The sequence below is a fragment of the Acinetobacter sp. CWB-G5 genome, from assembly GCF_019209785.1.
Lineage (GTDB): Bacteria > Pseudomonadota > Gammaproteobacteria > Pseudomonadales > Moraxellaceae > Acinetobacter > Acinetobacter johnsonii.
This window is the reverse complement of the sequence record NZ_JAHUTF010000005.1, coordinates 112,788-131,658: the sequence shown is the minus strand read 5'-3', so window position 1 is coordinate 131,658 and position 18,871 is coordinate 112,788. Positions and strand designations below refer to the sequence as shown.

Genomic DNA, 18,871 nt, shown 5'->3' with positions numbered 1-18,871 from the left:
GAATATAACACGGTTTAGCTGATAAAAGGTTATAAAAAAGTCGAATGAATCTTTGAAAAAAAAGTGATGAATCTTAGGTTTATTTTAAATCAGAATGCCTACACTGAGGCATTCTTAACTGTTGAAATTTGAACAACTTGAGCAGTTTCGGCTGGCTTCACAGGTTTGGCTTTGATCGGATTCAACATGAAGTTCACACCCAGCGCAAACAGGGTAATACCCAACACTTTACGGATGATTTTTTCAGGAAGGCGTGAACTAATCAGTGTTCCAATAATAATTGCTGGAATAGACCCCACCAATAACCACATAAGGAGGTGGAAGTCGACATTGCCTGAAGTCATATGACCCATACCTGCAACGAACGTAAGTAACACCGCATGCACAACATCAGAACCAATAATACGAATCATCGGTAGGTTGGGGAACATAATCACCAAAGCCATGATTCCAAAAGCACCAGCACCGACTGATGACAGTGTCACGAAGACCCCAAGAACCACACCCATCATCACAATGTACTTACGTTTATTGCTGGTTTGAAGCTGAACTTTTTCTAAGTCTTCAGTCATGTCTGGGAGTTCATCTTTACGTAATTTGTTGAAAAATTTTTCAATTTGATTACGGAAGACAATTGATAAACCTGTAATGGTCAACATGAAGCCTAAAACCATGGTGAGCACGGCTTTGTAGTGGGTAGACTGGCTCAAATAGTTGTCGAGTACCCAGTGCGTTGCAAAGGAAGCAGGAATACTGCCAATTGCAAGCCAAAGCACAATCGGCCACACAATATTTAGCTTTTTGGCATGTACAAATGAACCACAGAATTTTGAAATTGCGGCATAGAGCAAGTCTGTACCAATGGCAATGTGAGGTTCAATTCTGAAAAGGCTGATGAGGATCGGTGTCATTAATGAACCACCACCTACACCAGTAATTCCCACACAAAAACCGACTAAAACACCTGCGAGAATAAATTCGAGTGGACCAAACATTGTTATATGCCAAAATATCAAAAAACGTGCATATCTTATGACGTTTTCATATAAGTCGTTGTCTTGATTGTTGATTTACTTATTCTAAAAAGAGATATAGGAGTTATTGTTTGAGCTGTATCCGTGCTTTTATTTTTAAGCCTACAATTGTCAGCAACCACCATAGATTGAGACCTATGAGTGTTCGTAGAACATAAAGAGGGGCTAGCTGATGCTTTTTCCATTGCTCAAAATTCGCTGCGGTCGATCTATAGGTCATATCTAAGTGCTGCTGACGTGGATTAGCTAATGTGATCTGTTGAATAAACACCTCCTTTTTAGTATTTTTTAGATTCCAAAAAATGCGCTCCAAATAGTAAACCTCTACCTGCTTTGCCGTAAATTGGTGACGATGTGATGACTGGTCACATAGTGTTTGAACAGGTTCTCCCATCAATGCGCAGTTTGCGATCCATAAATGATGCTGTTGTTTAAATTTCAACGTGCTGATTCGTCCTTTACCAACTTCAACGGTGATTTCATCAAAGGTTTTACTCTGAATCTGAGTGGGGATCCAGCTGCTTGGGAAACAAATAAATACAAGCAAATTGAAAATGAGGGAAATAAAAAGTGTCCAGCCAAAATGATGCTTCGACCAACTGCAGAGCTGTTGAAAGGGGGTGATGATCTCTTGTTGTAACCAATCTAAAGCTGAGCGCAATGTTTGTGCCGTGAAAAGAGGTTTAAAAGTGCTTATTATTGAGCGTGTTATAACTAAAAAATCACGATGCTTCAACTTAAATGATTTTGATTAGGCTCTAAAATTCTGTTGAGATGGTTCTGGCTCATATATTTACACACCTTTTTATTTGGCTCATGATCGAAATAAAAAAGTGTGTGAGTTGTAGAGTAAATACTTACTTAGATTGAGCTGTTTTTTTGGATTTTAAGTCATTGATGCTTAAAATCAGTATAAAAAGTATCGGGGTTGCAAATACAAATAAACTGACACTCCCCACACCGCGACCCGTGAATTGAATCAATAAAATTAATGTCGCGGCCAGTACACCAAAAGCCAGATATCGGCAGATTTGATAATGTTCTGCACACTTAGCCCAACGTGACTTTTGAGTTTTAGGGCGCTGCTTATCGCTCACCAGAAATAACACATAGCATGCGAAAGTGATGAGAAGTCCTGCAATCAGGTAGATCATGAATTGGACTCCTGAACCGCAGTATTGGCATATTTTTTCTGAATTTTTTGTACAGCTTTTTGTTGAATGGGCTGGACTTTTTGATGTAAGAAAATAGCCAATATCGCAAGAATGATGATCATAAGATCAACTCGCAAAAATAACCAATATTCATGTAAGCCATGCACATATTGGTGACTGATTAAATAGTAAAGATTGAAAATAGGCAAAGATACAGCCAGTAAAATGAAGACCTTCAGTTGAGTTTTCCAAAGGTGTTGCTGCGGCGTGAGTAATGCAATGACTAAACTGAGTAACCAAGTGCCGAAAAATGCATAGATTTCGTAGTTAGGTTGACCAGCTTCTAACTGAAGTAAACGGTTTGTGCAAAGATAGCTGAGCATGGCGATCGGCAAGCCAATGATAGCAGCCGTATTTAAGCGGTTAACTATATAATGTCCAAAGTGGAAACTTTGTTTCTTATTTTGTAGCTGACGTTTTAAGCTCCAGAGTAAAAGCCCAGAAGCAATCATGGCACAGCCTAAAAGCCCTGAGAAGAATAGTGCAAAGCGTAATAGCGGCTGCGCAAAGTGTGCCATGTGTAAACCATAAACTCCATTATTGAGCGTGGCGATTGCACTCTTATTCCGAGTGTCACCGAGCAGGGCACCAGATTCGCCGTTAAAGCTGAGTTGGGCTTGGTTTCGCGTGATGCTTCGGTCAGTTGACTCAACCAAGTTCACCTGAGCGATATTGGTATTGGGGTGTTTGACCGTAATATTGTCAATTTCTGTTTTACCCCAACGCTGCTCAGATTGTTGTATGAAGTATTCAATTGATCGCATCGTAGCAGGTGTCGGTTTAGCCTCAGAGCTGATACTAATATTTCTAATTTCATCAAAATATTGGAATGGTTGCTCTGGGTAAAGTTTCTTCATGCCATTCGGAAGAATGAGATAAAAGAAAATGGCTAAACCAGTGAATGTAATGGTCAGGAAAAAGGGCAAAGCAATGACAGAGGTGACATTGTGAAAGTCTAGATACGAGCGTTGCCCTTTGAAGGCTCTGAGGGTAAAGAATTCGGTGAATATCTTTTTGTGTGTGATGATGCCTGAAATGAGGATGATCAACATTAAGAAGGCAGCAATCGTGACTAATAGCCTACCGATAAAATAGGGCACACCATACAGCTGATAGTGAAAGCCATAGAAAAACTCACCGCCTTGAGTTGCAGATAAGGTGACTTCTTTACCTGTGTTCGCATCCAAAGTCTTATTTTCGTAGCCACCATCGGCCTTTTGCCAGTAAATTTTATTGACAGGTGAACTAGGACTAGCCACGCCAATATACCAACTTTGCGCATCTGCGGCATTTTTTTGTAAGTATTGATATGCCGACTCCATCGCTGTGTCTTGTTTGACCTGCATAGTGGCAAATTCAGGTTGCATCCACAAATTTATTTCATGACGATAATAGGTCGCAGCACCTGTTAAAAAAATGGCAAATAATAACCATCCCAGTGTTAGTCCAAGCCAAGAGTGTAGCCATGCCATTGATTGGCGAACAGATTTTTGCATGGTTTAACCTACGAACTTCAGCAATAGAAAAAAGCAAAGGGAAAGCGAAATGGTTGAAGCGCTTAACTTTTTCAGGGATTGAACACAAAAGCTTACAATGACAAAAATGGTAAAGAAAATAAGAGATAGAAAAGCCGCCAAATAAATGGATTCTGCTTTAGCTAAGTGAGGGTAAAAACTGAGTGTAAGCAGTTCTGATAACATGAATGTACATAAATAGCCTAAGCCAAATGCGATCAAAAACCGGAACATAACGGTTATAGGGTATTTAAGCTGACTTAGGGACATAAAGATCACATGAATGAAGTCATAATGGGAGGCTTAACGTTGTACTCACTAAGCATTGAACCTAAATTTAATATTTAAGCAAAACACAATCATCTCTATTGTGCGTATAAGCAATCTACGTAGCCAAAATACTAGAATTGAGCAGCGTAAATAGAGCAACCAAGCACAGATGAAATTAACGATAATGATTCTCAGTAATTCTATGTTCTAATAGGTCACTAGTGCAATAATTAAATGATCGAAAATTTAAATTAACCCAACTTTTTTTCGTGTTCTTTAGATGTGTTAAATAGGTCATTCATCTTATATCTGCAGTATAAATAGAAAGACTCGACCAATACCCATCCCAAAAGACGCTATGTTATGATGCATGGGTTGAAAAATAAGGAATAATGCTTTGCAAAATCGGAAACTTAAAATTGGAATCGTAGTGGGTGAAGTATCAGGTGATACTTTAGGTGCTAAACTTATTCGCAGTTTTCGTGAGCAAGGAATTGATGCAGAATTTGAGGGCATTGGAGGCCCGCAAATGATTGCAGAAGGTTTCAAGAGCTTTTATCCGATGGATATTTTGTCGGTCATGGGGCTGGTTGAGGTTCTTAAAGACATTAAAAAGCTTTTTGCTGTACGTGATGGACTGGTAGAGAAGTGGACAGCCCATCCTGTCGATGTGTTTATTGGGATTGATGCGCCAGACTTTAATCTGCGCCTTTCAAAAAGTTTAAAGCAAAAACAACTGCCCATAAAAACCGTGCAGTATGTTAGTCCTTCCGTCTGGGCATGGCGTCAGGGACGGGTTCATGGCATCAAAGCTTCTATTGATTTGGTACTGTGTTTATTTCCGTTTGAAAAAGCATTTTATAAAAAATGGGATGTTCCTGCTGCGTTTGTAGGACACCCCTTGGCGAGCCAATTGCCTTTGGAAAACCCAATTTTACAAGCCAAAGAAGAACTGGGTTTAGATCTGACCCAAAAGCATATTGCGTTATTGCCGGGAAGTCGACGTGGTGAAATTGAAAAGCTCGGTCCACTGGTTTTAGATGCTGCAAAATTGCTCTACGCCAAATATCCAAACTATCGCTTTGTGATACCAGCAATCAATGATGCACGTAAGCAACAAATCGAAGCTTTGCTTACTCAATATCCAAAAGCATTGGTCGATCAAATAGACTTGCTTGAAAACTCAGGCACCGAGTCGAAGATTGGGCGTCAAGTTATGAACGCCGCTAATATTGTAGCTTTGGCTTCAGGTACAGCAACTTTAGAAGCTATGCTGTTACACCGACCAATGGTGACCTTCTATAAGTTGAACTGGCTCACCTATCATGTGGTGAAATTCTTGATCAAGATTCAATATTATTCATTGCCGAATATTATTGCGGGCAAGAAAGTGATACAAGAATTAATCCAAAAAGAGGCAACGCCTGAGAAATTGGCGGCTGAAATTGAAAAATTAATGAATATAGAAACAGCACAGATTCAGGCTATGCAGCACATTACCATGCATAAACAGTTACTTGCAGGCAATAGTGAAAATCCTGTTGAGGCGATTTTAAGTATCTTAGATTAATTTTTTTTTAAACATAGTAATAGTACAGTGAGAAACAACCCAAACGTATTTGGGTTGTTTCTTTTTATTTTAAGGTTTTAGTCCAACAGCTTTGGCACGTGCAGCATGTAACTTTTTATAACTGTCGATTAAACGTAAGTGACGGTCCAAACCTTCAAGTTTCATACTGGTTTCTGTTAAACCATAGAAACGAATACGACCTTCAACTGTGCCTATTACCGCATCCATACGTTCATCACCGAACATACGGCGGAAGTTTGCTTCATACTCTTCCAGTTCCATGTCGTCATCTAACATTACTTCGAGTACGACATTCATGCATTGGTAGAACAGACCACGTTCAACGGTATTGGTGTTGTATTGTAAGAATGCTTCAACCAAATCTTTCGCTTCTTCAAACTGCTCTAATGCAAGATAGATGAGTAGTTTGAGTTCAAGCAAAGTCAATTGACCCCATTCGGTATTGTCATCAAACTCAATCCCGATCAAAGTCTTGATTTCAGTATAGTCGTCTAGCTCACATTCTTCTAAACGTTCAACCAGCGCTTCAAGCTGTTCGTCGCCTAAACGATGTAAGTTGAGGATGTCTTCACGGTAAAGTAGCGCTTTGTTGGTGTTATCCCAAACCAAGTCTTCAACCAAGTAAATTTCTGAGTAACCCGGTACCAAGATACGACACGCCGTTGCGCCTAAATGTTGGTAAATGGCCATATAGACTTCTTTGCCCATATTTTCCAAAATACCGAACAGTGCATCAGCTTCATCAGCATTTGAGTTTTGGCCTTGATTGGTAAAGTCCCACTCGACAAAGTCATAGTCCGATTTGGAACTAAAGAAGCGCCATGACACCACACCACTTGAGTCAATGAAGTGTTCAACAAAGTTATTGGGTTCAGTGACCGCATTTGAGCTAAATGTTGGGCGAGGCAAGTCGTTCAGACCTTCAAAACTACGACCTTGAAGTAGCTCAGTTAAGCTACGCTCAAGCGCAACTTCAAAGCTTGGATGTGCACCGAAAGAGGCGAATACACCACCTGTACGTGGGTTCATTAACGTCACACACATTACAGGGTATTGACCGCCTAGAGAAGCATCCTTCACCAGTACAGGGAAACCTTGCTCTTCTAAACCTTGGATGCCCGCTAAAATGCTAGGATATTTTGCTAAAACCTCTTGCGGTACATCTGGCAGGGTCAGTTCACCTTCCAAAATTTCACGTTTTACCGCACGCTCAAAAATTTCAGACAAACACTGTACTTGTGCTTCAGCTAAGGTGTTTCCTGCACTCATCCCGTTACTAAGGTATAAGTTTTCAATCAAGTTTGATGGGAAGTAAACCACTTCAGCATCAGACTGGCGAACAAAAGGTAAAGCGCAAATACCGCGCTCAGTTTTCCCTGAGTTGGTGTCGTATAAATGCGTACCTAACAGTTCTTCTTCAGGGTCATAAATTTCAAGGGTGTACTCATCCAGTACACCTTCTGGCATTTCACCATTTGGACCTGGCATGAACCATTTTTCATCTGGATAGTGCACAAACTCGGCATTGGCAATGTCTTCACCCCAGAACTGGTCGTTATAGAAGAAGTTACAGTTCAGACGTTCAATGAACTCACCCAGCGCAGAAGCTAAAGCACTTTCTTTACTTGACCCTTTACCATTGGTAAAACACATGGGCGATTGAGCATCACGAATATGTAACGACCACACATTCGGCACAATGTTACGCCAAGAGGCAATCTCAATTTTCATGCCTAGACCAGCCAAAATACTTGACATATTGGCAATGGTTTCTTCTAAAGGCAGGTCTTTACCCGCAATCATGGTGCTGGTTTCAGAAGCAAGGCTTGGAATAAGTAGGGCTTGAGCGTCAGCATCAATGCTTTCGACTTCTTCAATAATAAACTCAGGACCTGTTTGAATCACTTTCTTAACCGTACAACGGTCGATAGAGCGCAAAATACCTTGGCGATCTTTTTCCGAAATGTCCGCTGGGAGCTCAACTTGAATTTTGAAGATTTGTTTATAGCGGTTTTCAGGGTCAACAATGTTGTTTTGTGACAAACGAATGTTGTCAGTTGGAATGTCACGTGCCAAACAATACACTTTGACAAAGTAAGCCGCGCAAAGTGCAGAAGATGCTAAAAAGTAGTCAAATGGACCGGGTGCAGAGCCATCACCTTTGTAGCGAATCGGTTGATCGGCAATGACTGTAAAATCATCGAACTTCGCTTCTTGGCGAAGATTATCGAGATAATTAACCTTGATTTCCATGCTGGCACCTAAATTTTCTTATATATCAGCATGGACATACAAGAGATAAAATATTGAAAAATAAGCCGAATTACGGATGAAAACTGGACTTAAAAAAGTGTGGCTAGAGCGAAAAAGAACAAACAAGCAGTGGTTTGAAGCCATCTCTAGCAAGGATGCGGGATATTATAGTGTGATTTTCACAAGATGCTAATCTTTGTCTGCAAGTTCAGGGTATTTATCTTGATGGACAAAGACATAAGCTGAGAGAAGACTGCTATTAAACCATTACGGACGAGCATTTTAAGTTGGGTTTGGATTATTTCTATATTGGCTCGGGCTCATTTGGTACTGTCGTTTAAAGCTTTGGCTAAAAGCCGTTTCAGAGTTGTAGCCGACCCGATGTGCAATTTGTTGAATGCTACCTTGTCCATTACGCAGATATTGGGCGGCTAAACGCAGACGGTGTTGTTGCAAATAAGCCAAAGGACTAGTGCCTAAAATTTGGCTAAACAATGTGGCAAATTTAGACCGTGACATACAACACTGTTCTGCAAGGGACTCAACGGTCCAAGGCTGTGCAGGTTCCGCATGAATTTTTGCAAGAGCATTGGAGAGTTCAGGATGAGATAAAGCACTCAGCCAATTGTTCGAGTCATGAAGCGCGTCAATATAATCACGCACACATTCAATTAATAAAATACTCACCAAATGATCCAAAATTTTGTCGCGACCTGGGCGTATACGTTGGACTTCTAGAGCGAGAAACTGCAGCCCAATTTGCAACCATTCAGGAACCGTGCTGAGATCTTTGTGTTGAAGGTGAATAAACGCGGGTAAAGCCTGTACTAAAGGACGCGCCATAATGGGGTCCATATGTGCATGTAAGGCCAAGATCACAGTTTTTTGTTGTGTCACATTACTCCCAAAAGTGACTTCTTTATGTTGGTTTTGGGCAAATAAGTCAGAAATATCGAATACTTCTAACAGTTGGTCGGTGGTTGATGAGCGACACTCATGACTTGGCCCTGAAGGCAGTAAGATCAAGTCGCCCACTTCAGCAACAATAATTTGTTTAGCATCTAAACAAATAGTGAGTTGTCCTTGAAGTACCGCATAGGCCATCATGGTTGATTGTTCGGTATAGCGAAAAGCCCACTCACCATGAGGTTTAAGGTAGAGGTACTCAGATTGGTTGAGGTGTATATCTTCAAAAATTTTACTTAAAGCATCCATACTTTACGATTTCTAGTCTTTATATCTTAGGCTTAATATTTGATTTAGGGTCAATTTAAGTCATTTCAGGCCAAGGACGATTACGCTGTTTTCTTGGACGTTAGCAACTGTTCTTTATGTCCCATTTCTAGAAATATAAAGGCATAACAAGAAAATTGGAAGAATGGTAATGAATGCATCAGTGAAAATGACGAATGCTAGCGTGGTCGTCAAAAATGCAGCAGGGATCGATAAAAAGCGTTTTGGCTGGTTATTGAGTCCTGGGCTTCCTGTGATTGGCATGGGCATTTTAGCGGGCTATCATTTTGGCCCGAAACCCACCAAGAAAATCTTCGCTTTGGGTGGGCCGCTGTTACTGCATGTCATTATTCCTGCGGTAGATGGTCTGGTCGGTGCAGATGAAAATAATCCTTCGGATGATGAAATTAAGGTCTTGGTAAATGACCCGTACTATGACCGTATTGTGAAATTGTTCATTCCGCTACAAATGGCAGCCAACCTGTTTGCAGGTTATGTAGTGACCCGCCAAAATGTATCGATGCTTGACCAAATATTATTGGGTGTCTCCATGGGGGCAATTAATGGAGTAGCAGTGAATACAGCACATGAGCTGTGTCACCGTCCTCAAAAATCAGATCATTATTGGTCGCATATGACTTTAGCGCCGTTGGTCTACAACCATTTCCGCATTGAGCACCCTTATGGGCATCATAAACGTGCTGCGACGCCAGAAGATCCTGCTTCATCGAAAATGGGGGAGACTTTTTATGAGTTTTGGCCGCGTACCGTTTTTGGTGGGTTGAAGTCGGCTGTTGAAATTGAACATAAACGCCTAAAACGAAAAGGACTGTCTTTCTTCTCCAAAGAAAATGAACTATTTCATGGATGGGCAATGAGTACAGGCTTTCATGCAACCATGTTGAAATTATTTGGTAAAAAAGTGACGCCATATCTGGCGACACAAGCATTTTATGGCGTGAGTCTGTTTGAAATTATTAATTATATCGAACACTATGGTTTAAAGCGTAGCCAAAAAGAAGATGGCAGCTATGCGCGAACCATGCCAGAACACAGCTGGAATAATAACAACATTGTGACTAACTTATTCTTATACCAGTTACAACGCCATTCAGATCATCATGCCTATCCAACCCGCCCATTTCAGGCCTTAAGACATTTTGATGAAGCCCCAGAGCTACCGAGTGGTTATGCCACCATGTTAATTCCAGCGTTAATACCAAAGCTGTGGTTTAAACTGATGGATCAACGAGTGTTCGATCACTACGAAGGTGATTTGACCAAAGCCAATATTTTGCCAAAACGCCGTGCTCAAATCTTTAAGAAATTTGGATTAAGTGCAGACTAAACTGTGATATTTCAGTGATAACAAGGTGCATAGATAGTTGACATCGAACTTACAGTCATTGATTCGTTGAGTGCCTGTAAGTTCGATGATCATGATAGGCGTACCGCTAAACTTTCTTTTTGAATAGGCATATAATGCTGGGTATGTAGTGAAAATATTGAACAGAAATGACACCTGCAACCAAACTTTTAAAAGCCAATAAAATCGATTTTTCTATTCATGAATATGAACATGATGCCAATGCAAAAAGCTTTGGGCTTGAAGCCGCAGAAAAATTAAATCTACGTGTCGAAGAGGTGTTTAAAACACTTTTAGTGACCGATGAAAAAAACTATTTTGTTGCGATTCTTCCTGTACACCATCAGTTAAATTTGAAAAAAGTTGCACAGGCAGTGGGGGCAAAAAAACTAAAAATGTCCGACCCTAAAGATGCAGAACGACTGACAGGTTATTTGGTCGGTGGGATTAGTCCTGTCGGGCAGAAAAAAAGGTTAAAAACCGTGATTGACCAAAGCGCAGTACAGTTGGAAAAATTATATGTCAGTGGGGGGAAGCGCGGCTTAGATATCGGTTTAAAACCGCGGGATTTAGCAAAAGTACTTTCAGCCACTTTTGCTGATGTACTGGATCAATAAAGAGCAGTGACGTCTTCGCTGCTTTATCTATATTAATTTAGTCTTGAGTTCTTTTGAGTATTAATTTGAGCACAAATGAAAGCTCATTCAGGTGATTGAATGGGCTTTTCCTTATGAAATATAGGGAAATTTTATAGTTCGAATCAATTATAAATTCATAAACTATCATTTAAAGCTATGGTGTAATTTTATATAGGATTTATCAGAAAAACTGATTAAATTTTTAAAAGTATTAAAAAACAATAATATATGTTGGTGTAGTGCGTATATTTTCAAAAGTAAACAAAATTGCAAAGATAAATGATAATAATTACCATTAACATGCTTTTGCAGCGTTGGCCAACGTGAACACCTTTAAGAAACATAATTACATGAAATGAGCTTGGAATAAGCTTTAAAAAGAGGAAATGGTCAGATGAAAGAGCTAGCCAATCGCTTGGCGATGCAGCATCTTGTCAATGCATACTCACAAGAAACAGGCAAGGCAAGCCTGTTTGAGAAGTATCAACAAAATTCAACTCAACTCGCGTTTAGCCAAGGTTTGACGCTGTTATCTTTGCCGCTTAGTTTAATCCAAGCACAGCTTTTTGTTCCGTTAAGTTATGTCAGTCGTGTTGGGCGACATCGTATTGCGGCTTTACCGCAAATTTTTCAAAAAGGCCAAAAGCTTAACTTTAGCGCTGCAGCAATGGTCAGTTTGCTACTCGAAGAGTTAGTGCAACAATCCGAAGGCCATGTTGATGCAGCATCCTTGGTTGAGCGTTGGATTCAAAGTCGTGATGCATTACAACAGTTTTTAAATATTCGGGCAGTGGGATTTGATGCGCTCGTACAGGCTAAGCAAAGTTTTATAGAGTCTGAACAGGCTTTGATTTTAGGTCATAGCATGCATCCCGCACCGAAAAGCCGAACAGGTTTTGTCCATGAGGACTGGCAAAAATATTCACCTGAAGCTTGTGGTCAGACCCAGCTGCATTATTGGCTGGTGGCACCTGAATATATTGCAGAAGGAACAGCGCTTGAGCAGGCTTTTTCAATACAACTTAAACAAGAAATCAAATGGCATTTGTCTGAATCGGAACTTGAAACCTTAGCTGCATATGCACATTACAAACTGCTACCACTGCATCCATGGCAAGCCCGCTATTTACAAAGTAAAGCATGGTTTAAAAGTTTAAAGGCTAAACTGAAAATCATCGATTTGGGCGAAAAAGCATGGATATTTTCACCAACCACTTCTGTACGTACTTTGGCGAGTTTTAATGCGCCGTGGATGCTGAAACCTTCGCTTTCAGTGATGATTACCAACTCTATTCGCGTCAATTTAGCAAAAGAATGTCACCGCGGTGAAATGACCCATCGGCTTTGGCACAGTGAATTGGGTCGAGATATTTTAAAACAATGTCCAACTCTAAAAGCAGTGAATGATCCTGCGTGGATTGCTCTTCAGTTGGATGATGAAATCATCGATGAAACGATTTGTATTGTACGTGATCAGCCATTTACTCCTGAACAGCAAGTCACGTGTATTGCTTCATTGTGTCAGGATCATCCTGTAGAAGAACGTAATCGTTTTAATGCATTATTTGATCAAATTGCTTCTCAACAAAAGTTAAATGATAAAGCACAAATCGCTCATGTTTGGTTTAAGACCTTTTTAAACATTAGTCTGAGCCCACTCATGTACGTCTACCATCGTTATGGTATGGCCTTTGAGTCACATCAGCAAAATGTCTTGGTTGAATTGAAAGATGGCTGGCCACAGTGGTTATGGCTACGGGACAATCAAGGTTTTTATTATATCGAAGAACTTGCTGGTGAAATTTTACAACAATTTCCAGAACTGAACGACAAAGCCCATGCGGTAGGTTCAAAGACTTTTGTCGATGAACGCTTTAGTTATTATTTCTTTGGCAATACCTTGTTTGGCATCATCAATGCCATCGGTGCAACAGGGTTTGTAAGTGAGCAAGATTTACTGTCTGTTTTACAGCAACACCTCTTTGACCTGTTGAAACAATACCCAGACAGTAGTTTGATTCAAAGTCTGTTGTATCAACCGACGCTGCCTTATAAGGGTAACTTACTGACCCGTTTATATGAACTGGATGAATTGATTGCATCCGTTGAAAATCAGTCTGTCTATATTCAGTTAGCCAATCCGCTCTATATCAAACAAGAGGATGTCCTTTATGCTTGATTTTATTGCGATTGGCCTTGGGCCATTTAACTTAAGCCTAGCCAGTTTATTGCATGAAAAGACAGAATTGCACTATCTGTTTTTTGAAAAAAAAGCGCAGTTCGACTGGCATGCAGGTATGCAACTTCCCAATACTGTCTTACAAGTTCCATTCATGGCGGATTTGGTGTCGATGGTCGATCCGACCAGTCCGTTGAGTTTTTTGAATTACCTAAAATCACAGCAGCGCTTATATAAGTTCTACTTCCTTGAGCAGCCTCATATTCCGCGCCGTGAATATAACCATTATTGCCAATGGGTGGCGGATCAACTGGGTCATATACAGTACCAATCGACGGTGAAGGCCATTTATGCCAAAAGCGAAGGTTTTGAGGTAGTGGTTGAGCAAGGTGGCCGTTTTATTCGTTACTTGTGTCGAAACTTGGTGATTGGTTCGGGCAACCAGCCTTATTTGCCTGAATGTCTGCGTAATTTACAACAGCAAGTGCCTGAAAAGTGCATTCATTCAGCAGAGTACTTAACCCATAAAAAAAGAAAGCTCAAAGGCAATGTCATAGTTTTAGGCTCAGGACAGTCTTCTGCTGAAGTCTTTTTAGATTTGTTTGATCAGCAGTATCAACATGACTGTATATCAACAGCTGACTTCAAGTTGCATTGGTTGACGCGTTCTAATGGCTTTTTCCCGATGGAATATGCACCTTTGGGATTGGAACATTTTAGTCCGAACTATACCCAACATTTTTATAGACTCTCAGAAACACAAAAAGCAGCGCAGTTGAAAGATCAAAGCTTGCTGTACAAAGGCATTAGTGCCAAAACCATACGTGAGATTTACCAAAAACTTTACCATCGTAGTATTGCCTCTGCTACACAAGCAACACATTTGCATGCACAAATTCAGTTGCTTGATGCTGAGTTACTGGAAAGTCAGCAGATTCGCTTGAGCCTTGAACATACCGTAACCGAGCAACGTTTTTATATGGATGTTGATTTTGTAGTGGCATCTACAGGTTATTACAGCCCTGAGTTTTTATTTTTAAAATACTTAAAGCCCTTGATTGCAACAGATCAAGCGGGGCGTTGGAAAGTGAGCCAAGACTATCGCTTGCAGCATACAGCAATGGGTGAAATTTATGTGCAAAACCAAGAAATGCACAGTCATGGCGTAGGTACACCTGATTTAGGCCTAGGCGCTTTTCGTGCTGCGACCATTGCCAATCAACTACTGGGTTATCAGCTTTATGAGCTGGACAGCAATGAACAGACGTTTCAGCATTTCAGACCTGAACAGAACCCTGAAATGTATGTACAGCATGAAACATCTATTACACGAACAGCAGCTTTAGCACCATCGATTCCTAAATCAAAAAATATTGAGCAGCGCAAAATACAAACAGGGTTACATCCCTCTATGCAGCCTTATACATTCGAGAAAATCATATGAGCTTTGCACAACTTCAAGTGAATCAGAAACAGTGGCGTTTGGCAGGACAGCGCTTAATTGAAATGGCGATTGCTGAATTTCTATATGAAGAAATTATTCAAGTAACTCATTTAAGGGACAATCGTTACCAGCTGACGTTGGATGATCAAACCTATACTTTTAAAGCACAAAACTATTTATTGGGACATTGGCAGATTGAGGAGGGTTCAGTACGTGAGTTGAGCGTGGTTGAAGACCTGCCTGCATGGAACTTACATACTTTTATTCGCGCGTTTTCAAATCAAACCGAAGTTAAGCCTTTTACCAAGGCATATCTCATCAAAGAAATGAACAATACATGGTTAGCTGAGGCGCATTTATTTGATGAACGTCGTTTAAGCAGTGAAGCAGCATTGACGGCATCGCATTATGAAATTGAAGGTATGCTCCGTGGTCATCCGTGGTTGATTATGAGCAAAGGCCGTATGGGTTTTGGTTATGACGACTACTTAAGTGCCGCTCCTGAACTTTCGCCAACAGTCAAAGTACTGTGGCTTGCGGTGCATCGTGATTTGGCAGAGTTCCGTTCTACCGAGGAGTGGCAAGCGGGGACACTTTATCAATATGAGTTGGATGCAGAAGAGTTAGATAGCTTTGAACAACAGTTACATGAAAGAGGCTGCTCTTGTCGTGACTATTTCCTTATTCCAGTACATGCATGGCAGTGGCATCAATGGTTAGTGCCAACTTATGCCAATGAAATCGTGGATCAGCGCATTATTGAATTAGGCGTTGGCCAAGATGACTATGTACCTATGCAGTCGATTCGCACGCTTTGCAATATCAGTCAGCCTGAGCGTCATTATGTCAAATTACCTGTCAGTATCTTCAATACTGCGGTGTATCGTGGCTTACCGTCTAAACGAAACTTAGCAGCTCCAGCCGTCACAGCTTGGTTAAAGCAGATTCAATCTCAAGATTCAGACTTGAAACAGTCAGGCGTTGCATTCTTAGGTGAAGTGGCAACTTTGACTATTCATCAGCCTTGTTTTGATCAGATTGAAGGTGCGCCGTATCAGTTTAAAGAACTGTTTGGATGTTTGTGGCGTGAAAGTGTAGATCCAGTGATTGGAACAGGTGAACAGGCACTTTCTCAAGCTGCTTTATTACATCGAGATATCAATGGCCAGTCAATATTAGCTGTATTGATTCAGGCGTCAGGTTTGAGTCCATTACAGTGGTTAAAACGCTTTGCCGAAGTATCTGTTACTCCACTCTTAATCTGCTTGTACAAATATGGCTTGGCTTTTTCTCCACATGGGGAAAATACCATGCTTATTCATGCCAATGGCGTACCGCAGAAAATGGTGCTGAAAGACTTTATTGATGATATCAATTTGGTTGATGAAGACTTTCCAGAATTGGCCAGTTTACCTATCGAAGGACAAATTTTACTGCGTCATCCTGCGCATGAACTCAGCCATTTTATTTTCACTGGGCTATTTATGGTGCATTACCGTTATATCTGTAATGTATTCCTACAAGACTACCCTGAGCATAGTGAAGTTGAATTTTGGCAAACCATTTCATCGGTCATTGATGCTTTTCATCAGGCGCATCCAGAGTTGGCAGAACGCATTGAAAAATTTGCCATGTTTAGGGCCGAATTTGAAAAAATTTGTTTAAACCGAGTGCGTCTATTTACTACCAGTTATAACGATGAAGCAGAACGTCCTGTCCCTGTATTTTTAGATCCAATTGCCAATCCTGTCAGCCCTGAAACCTTAAAACGATGGTCAGAGCAGGTATTCAAGTCAACTGACGATACAACCACAAAGCGTATCGCATCATAAAATACTCAAAAATTAGCAGGCTACCATATGAAAACACTTTCACAGCAACTTCCCGATTTCTACGAATACTATGAGAATGAGACGCAATTTTACTTGCGCCAAGTACAGTATCCGCAGGACTTAGCACTGTTACATAAATGGATGCATGAGCCTCATGTTATTCCACAGTGGCAGCTGAATAAGTCTGAAATTGATCTCGCGGTGTATTTTGAAAAAATGCTGGCCGATGACCATCACCGTTTGTTGATCGTTGGGGTGGATGGACAGGATGTGGGTTATACCGAAATCTATGAAGGTAAGCGTGACCGTCTAGGACGCTATTACGATGGTGATGATTTAGACCTTGGTTGGCACTTACTGTTCGGTGAAAAGTCGGCTTTTGGCAAAGGCTACTTGCGTCCAGTAATGCGGCTATTAGGTTTTTATATTTTTGAAAATGCACCTTCCGACAAAATTGTCGGGGAGCCTGACCATACGGTTAAACCCTATGCAGCAGTGGTCGAAGAAATGTGCTATGAGGCGCAGCGCTTGATCCCGATGCCTGAAAAAACGGCCATTTTGTATTACTGCTTTAAACAAAAATTCTATGAAAAATTTGGAGGGTATTTAACTGATTCAAATGCATTTATGCAAAACCATAACCCACTCAATAGGACTGAGGAACTTACATGAGCTATAGCTCAGAACATATACAAATCATGGACATGCGCTTTTCAGCGCATGTCACTGTTGCCGAATTTGAACAATGGCTCAGTCAAGTTGAACGTTTTTTCTTAAAGAAACAGCACTTTGTTTTGGTCATGCAAACCGATGTTGGTACGGAATTTCCTGAGGAATACCGTCAACTGCAAGCGGTTTGGTACAAAAAATACAAACAACTTTTTTTTCAATACTGCTTGGGTCTGGTTCGAATTGCACAAGACCCAACCGATCAACAACGACTGAATACCCCTTCACTGCATGCTGCATGGCGGGTGCCTTACTACGTCACACTTGATCATTCTGATGCACTGCAATGGGCAGTGCAGAGGTGGATATGCAAAACCTAAATACACAAAGAGCAACAAGCCAAATCTCAGTTTTGAGCTTAGCCGTTGTCATTGTTTTATATCTGGCACATGCCTTGCCTTTGTATTTTTACAATGTGGCATTGCCCGCTATTTTACGACATCAGGGGGTAGATTTACGTTGGATTGGAATGCTGTCGCTGCTTTATATTCCATGGGCGTTTAAGTTCTTATGGGCACCACTCATTGACCGACTCTATATCAAAAAGTTAGGTAAACGAAAAACATGGCTGCTCTTTACACAAGTAGCACTGGTACTTGGGGTATTGGCCTTGGCATTCACCCAGTTCTCTTACGGACTGGTGGTGTTTGTTGTGATTGGCTTGTGGATTTCAAGCTTTGCGGCGACCCAAGACATTGCCATAGATGGTTATACCGTAGAAACCTTTTCAGCGTCTGAATATCGTCTAGGCAGTATGGCTCAGAGTATAGGGGTCGCTTTGGGGAGTATGTTGGGGGGCGCAGCAACATTATGGTTATATCAATATTACGGTTGGGAAAGCGCATTGGTGTGTTTAGCACTCATGACCGCTTTAACGATGTTTGCTGTTTTTTTTATTCAAGAAAATACAAACGAACAGACAAATATTGCCAAACAAGCGCCAAGCTTAATCCGTGCGTTCAAACGCCCTGAAATTTTATCTGCCTTGGCACTGATCCTCTGTTATCGCGTGGTAGAAGCACCGGCAATGGCGATGCTCAATCCAATGCTGATTGACCAAAAATGGACGCTTGCCCAAATTGGGGTGTTGATGTCTGTGATTGGCGCAGGTGTGGGGTTGCTTGCTGCTGTGAGTGCTGCATTTTTATTGAAAAAAATTCAGGCTACACAGTTGCTCATTTGGGCGGGGTGGTGTCGAACAGCATTGTATGGGGTGATTGGCGCAGCCATTATTTTGGGCTGGTTAAACCAGTGGCATCTGCTCTTGGGGGGATTTGTCATTGTCATGCTTGCGATTCGCTATGTTGCGATGACTTCGCTATATGCCTATTTCATGCAAAGCAGTTCTAAAGAACAGGCAGGCACTGACTTCACCATTTTGGTGTGTTTTGAGCTACTGGTTTATTTCATCGGGGGAGCCGTATCGGGCTTTTTAGCCAAATCACTTGGCTATGGCAATTTTTATGTGGTGTTGGCGGCTGCGTCTGTAGTCAGTGTATTACTGAGCCAATACATCATTGCACGTCATCAAAAAACTCAACAAAAACTGTTGAATCAAGAAATTTAATAAAAGG

15 protein-coding genes are annotated in these 18,871 nt (G+C 41.0%); 9 read left to right on the top strand and 6 right to left on the bottom strand.

Annotation, left to right across the window (positions count from 1 at the left end; translation table 11 throughout):
• Window positions 1-98: 98 nt before the first annotated feature.
• The 4 genes from KVY11_RS10590 to KVY11_RS10575 form a co-directional block, all read right to left on the bottom strand.
• Complete coding sequence (locus tag KVY11_RS10590) at window positions 99-995, bottom strand: sulfite exporter TauE/SafE family protein (protein ID WP_062034869.1); 897 nt, start codon at window positions 993-995, stop codon at window positions 99-101.
• A 103-nt stretch (window positions 996-1,098) separates the two neighbouring features.
• Window positions 1,099-1,770 carry a hypothetical protein gene (locus KVY11_RS10585; RefSeq protein ID WP_256350737.1) on the bottom strand — a complete coding sequence of 224 codons (672 nt, stop codon included), beginning with the start codon at window positions 1,768-1,770 and terminating at the stop codon, window positions 1,099-1,101.
• Window positions 1,771-1,891: 121 nt separating this feature from the next.
• Window positions 1,892-2,188, bottom strand: a complete 297-nt coding sequence (locus tag KVY11_RS10580; protein WP_218288898.1) for a hypothetical protein — start codon at window positions 2,186-2,188, stop codon at window positions 1,892-1,894.
• The gene (locus tag KVY11_RS10575; RefSeq protein ID WP_218288897.1) at window positions 2,185-3,744 is read right to left on the bottom strand and encodes a PepSY domain-containing protein; all 1,560 of its coding nucleotides are present in this window, start codon (window positions 3,742-3,744) and stop codon (window positions 2,185-2,187) included. Before KVY11_RS10575 ends, KVY11_RS10580 begins: the two co-directional genes overlap by 4 nt.
• Before the next feature lie 685 nt (window positions 3,745-4,429).
• On the opposite strand from KVY11_RS10575, the gene lpxB reads away from it, so the two are divergent.
• Window positions 4,430-5,602 (top strand): lipid-A-disaccharide synthase, encoded by a 1,173-nt coding sequence (gene lpxB / locus KVY11_RS10570; protein ID WP_218288896.1) that lies wholly within the window; start codon window positions 4,430-4,432, stop codon window positions 5,600-5,602.
• A 69-nt stretch (window positions 5,603-5,671) separates the two neighbouring features.
• On the opposite strand, the gene KVY11_RS10565 is transcribed toward lpxB, so the two are convergent.
• Both KVY11_RS10565 and KVY11_RS10560 read right to left on the bottom strand, forming a co-directional pair.
• Window positions 5,672-7,876, bottom strand: coding sequence for an OsmC domain/YcaO domain-containing protein (locus tag KVY11_RS10565; protein WP_218288895.1), 2,205 nt, complete (start codon window positions 7,874-7,876; stop codon window positions 5,672-5,674).
• A gap of 282 nt (window positions 7,877-8,158) precedes the next feature.
• A complete protein-coding gene (locus KVY11_RS10560; RefSeq protein ID WP_218288894.1) occupies window positions 8,159-9,091 on the bottom strand; it encodes an AraC family transcriptional regulator in 933 nt (310 codons plus the stop codon).
• Window positions 9,092-9,260: 169 nt separating this feature from the next.
• On the opposite strand from KVY11_RS10560, the gene KVY11_RS10555 reads away from it, so the two are divergent.
• The 8 genes from KVY11_RS10555 to KVY11_RS10520 all read left to right on the top strand — a co-directional run bounded on the left by KVY11_RS10555 (window position 9,261) and on the right by KVY11_RS10520 (window position 18,864).
• Window positions 9,261-10,457 (top strand): alkane 1-monooxygenase, encoded by a 1,197-nt coding sequence (locus KVY11_RS10555; RefSeq protein WP_218288893.1) that lies wholly within the window; start codon window positions 9,261-9,263, stop codon window positions 10,455-10,457.
• A gap of 167 nt (window positions 10,458-10,624) precedes the next feature.
• Window positions 10,625-11,092: a Cys-tRNA(Pro) deacylase gene (gene ybaK / locus KVY11_RS10550; RefSeq protein ID WP_218288892.1), complete on the top strand. Its 468-nt coding sequence runs from the start codon at window positions 10,625-10,627 to the stop codon at window positions 11,090-11,092.
• A 415-nt stretch (window positions 11,093-11,507) separates the two neighbouring features.
• Window positions 11,508-13,292, top strand: a complete 1,785-nt coding sequence (locus KVY11_RS10545) for an IucA/IucC family siderophore biosynthesis protein (RefSeq protein WP_218288891.1) — start codon at window positions 11,508-11,510, stop codon at window positions 13,290-13,292.
• Window positions 13,285-14,736 (top strand): lysine N(6)-hydroxylase/L-ornithine N(5)-oxygenase family protein, encoded by a 1,452-nt coding sequence (locus KVY11_RS10540; RefSeq protein ID WP_218288890.1) that lies wholly within the window; start codon window positions 13,285-13,287, stop codon window positions 14,734-14,736. The genes KVY11_RS10545 and KVY11_RS10540 overlap by 8 nt, the downstream gene beginning before the upstream one ends.
• Window positions 14,733-16,568 (top strand): IucA/IucC family siderophore biosynthesis protein, encoded by a 1,836-nt coding sequence (locus KVY11_RS10535; protein ID WP_218288889.1) that lies wholly within the window; start codon window positions 14,733-14,735, stop codon window positions 16,566-16,568. Before KVY11_RS10540 ends, KVY11_RS10535 begins: the two co-directional genes overlap by 4 nt.
• A gap of 27 nt (window positions 16,569-16,595) precedes the next feature.
• On the top strand, window positions 16,596-17,240 hold the full coding sequence (locus KVY11_RS10530) for a GNAT family N-acetyltransferase (protein ID WP_218288888.1): 645 nt from the start codon (window positions 16,596-16,598) through the stop codon (window positions 17,238-17,240).
• Window positions 17,237-17,617 (top strand): hypothetical protein, encoded by a 381-nt coding sequence (locus tag KVY11_RS10525; RefSeq protein WP_148826158.1) that lies wholly within the window; start codon window positions 17,237-17,239, stop codon window positions 17,615-17,617. Before KVY11_RS10530 ends, KVY11_RS10525 begins: the two co-directional genes overlap by 4 nt.
• Complete coding sequence (locus KVY11_RS10520) at window positions 17,605-18,864, top strand: MFS transporter (RefSeq protein ID WP_256350736.1); 1,260 nt, start codon at window positions 17,605-17,607, stop codon at window positions 18,862-18,864. Before KVY11_RS10525 ends, KVY11_RS10520 begins: the two co-directional genes overlap by 13 nt.
• The last annotated feature ends 7 nt before the right edge of the window (window positions 18,865-18,871 follow it).

Excerpts from the sequence above, each read along its gene's own strand:
- KVY11_RS10590 (WP_062034869.1), bottom strand. The coding sequence starts at position 995 with ATGTTTGGTCCACTCGAATTTATTCTCGCAGGTGTTTTAGTCGGTTTT.
- KVY11_RS10580 (WP_218288898.1), bottom strand. The coding sequence starts at position 2,188 with ATGATCTACCTGATTGCAGGACTTCTCATCACTTTCGCATGCTATGTG.
- KVY11_RS10575 (WP_218288897.1), bottom strand. The coding sequence starts at position 3,744 with ATGCAAAAATCTGTTCGCCAATCAATGGCATGGCTACACTCTTGGCTT.
- KVY11_RS10565 (WP_218288895.1), bottom strand. The coding sequence starts at position 7,876 with ATGGAAATCAAGGTTAATTATCTCGATAATCTTCGCCAAGAAGCGAAG.
- KVY11_RS10560 (WP_218288894.1), bottom strand. The coding sequence starts at position 9,091 with ATGGATGCTTTAAGTAAAATTTTTGAAGATATACACCTCAACCAATCT.
- KVY11_RS10555 (WP_218288893.1), top strand. The coding sequence starts at position 9,261 with ATGAATGCATCAGTGAAAATGACGAATGCTAGCGTGGTCGTCAAAAAT.
- ybaK (WP_218288892.1), top strand. The coding sequence starts at position 10,625 with ATGACACCTGCAACCAAACTTTTAAAAGCCAATAAAATCGATTTTTCT.
- KVY11_RS10545 (WP_218288891.1), top strand. The coding sequence starts at position 11,508 with ATGAAAGAGCTAGCCAATCGCTTGGCGATGCAGCATCTTGTCAATGCA.
- KVY11_RS10540 (WP_218288890.1), top strand. The coding sequence starts at position 13,285 with ATGCTTGATTTTATTGCGATTGGCCTTGGGCCATTTAACTTAAGCCTA.
- KVY11_RS10535 (WP_218288889.1), top strand. The coding sequence starts at position 14,733 with ATGAGCTTTGCACAACTTCAAGTGAATCAGAAACAGTGGCGTTTGGCA.
- KVY11_RS10530 (WP_218288888.1), top strand. The coding sequence starts at position 16,596 with ATGAAAACACTTTCACAGCAACTTCCCGATTTCTACGAATACTATGAG.
- KVY11_RS10525 (WP_148826158.1), top strand. The coding sequence starts at position 17,237 with ATGAGCTATAGCTCAGAACATATACAAATCATGGACATGCGCTTTTCA.
- KVY11_RS10520 (WP_256350736.1), top strand. The coding sequence starts at position 17,605 with ATGCAAAACCTAAATACACAAAGAGCAACAAGCCAAATCTCAGTTTTG.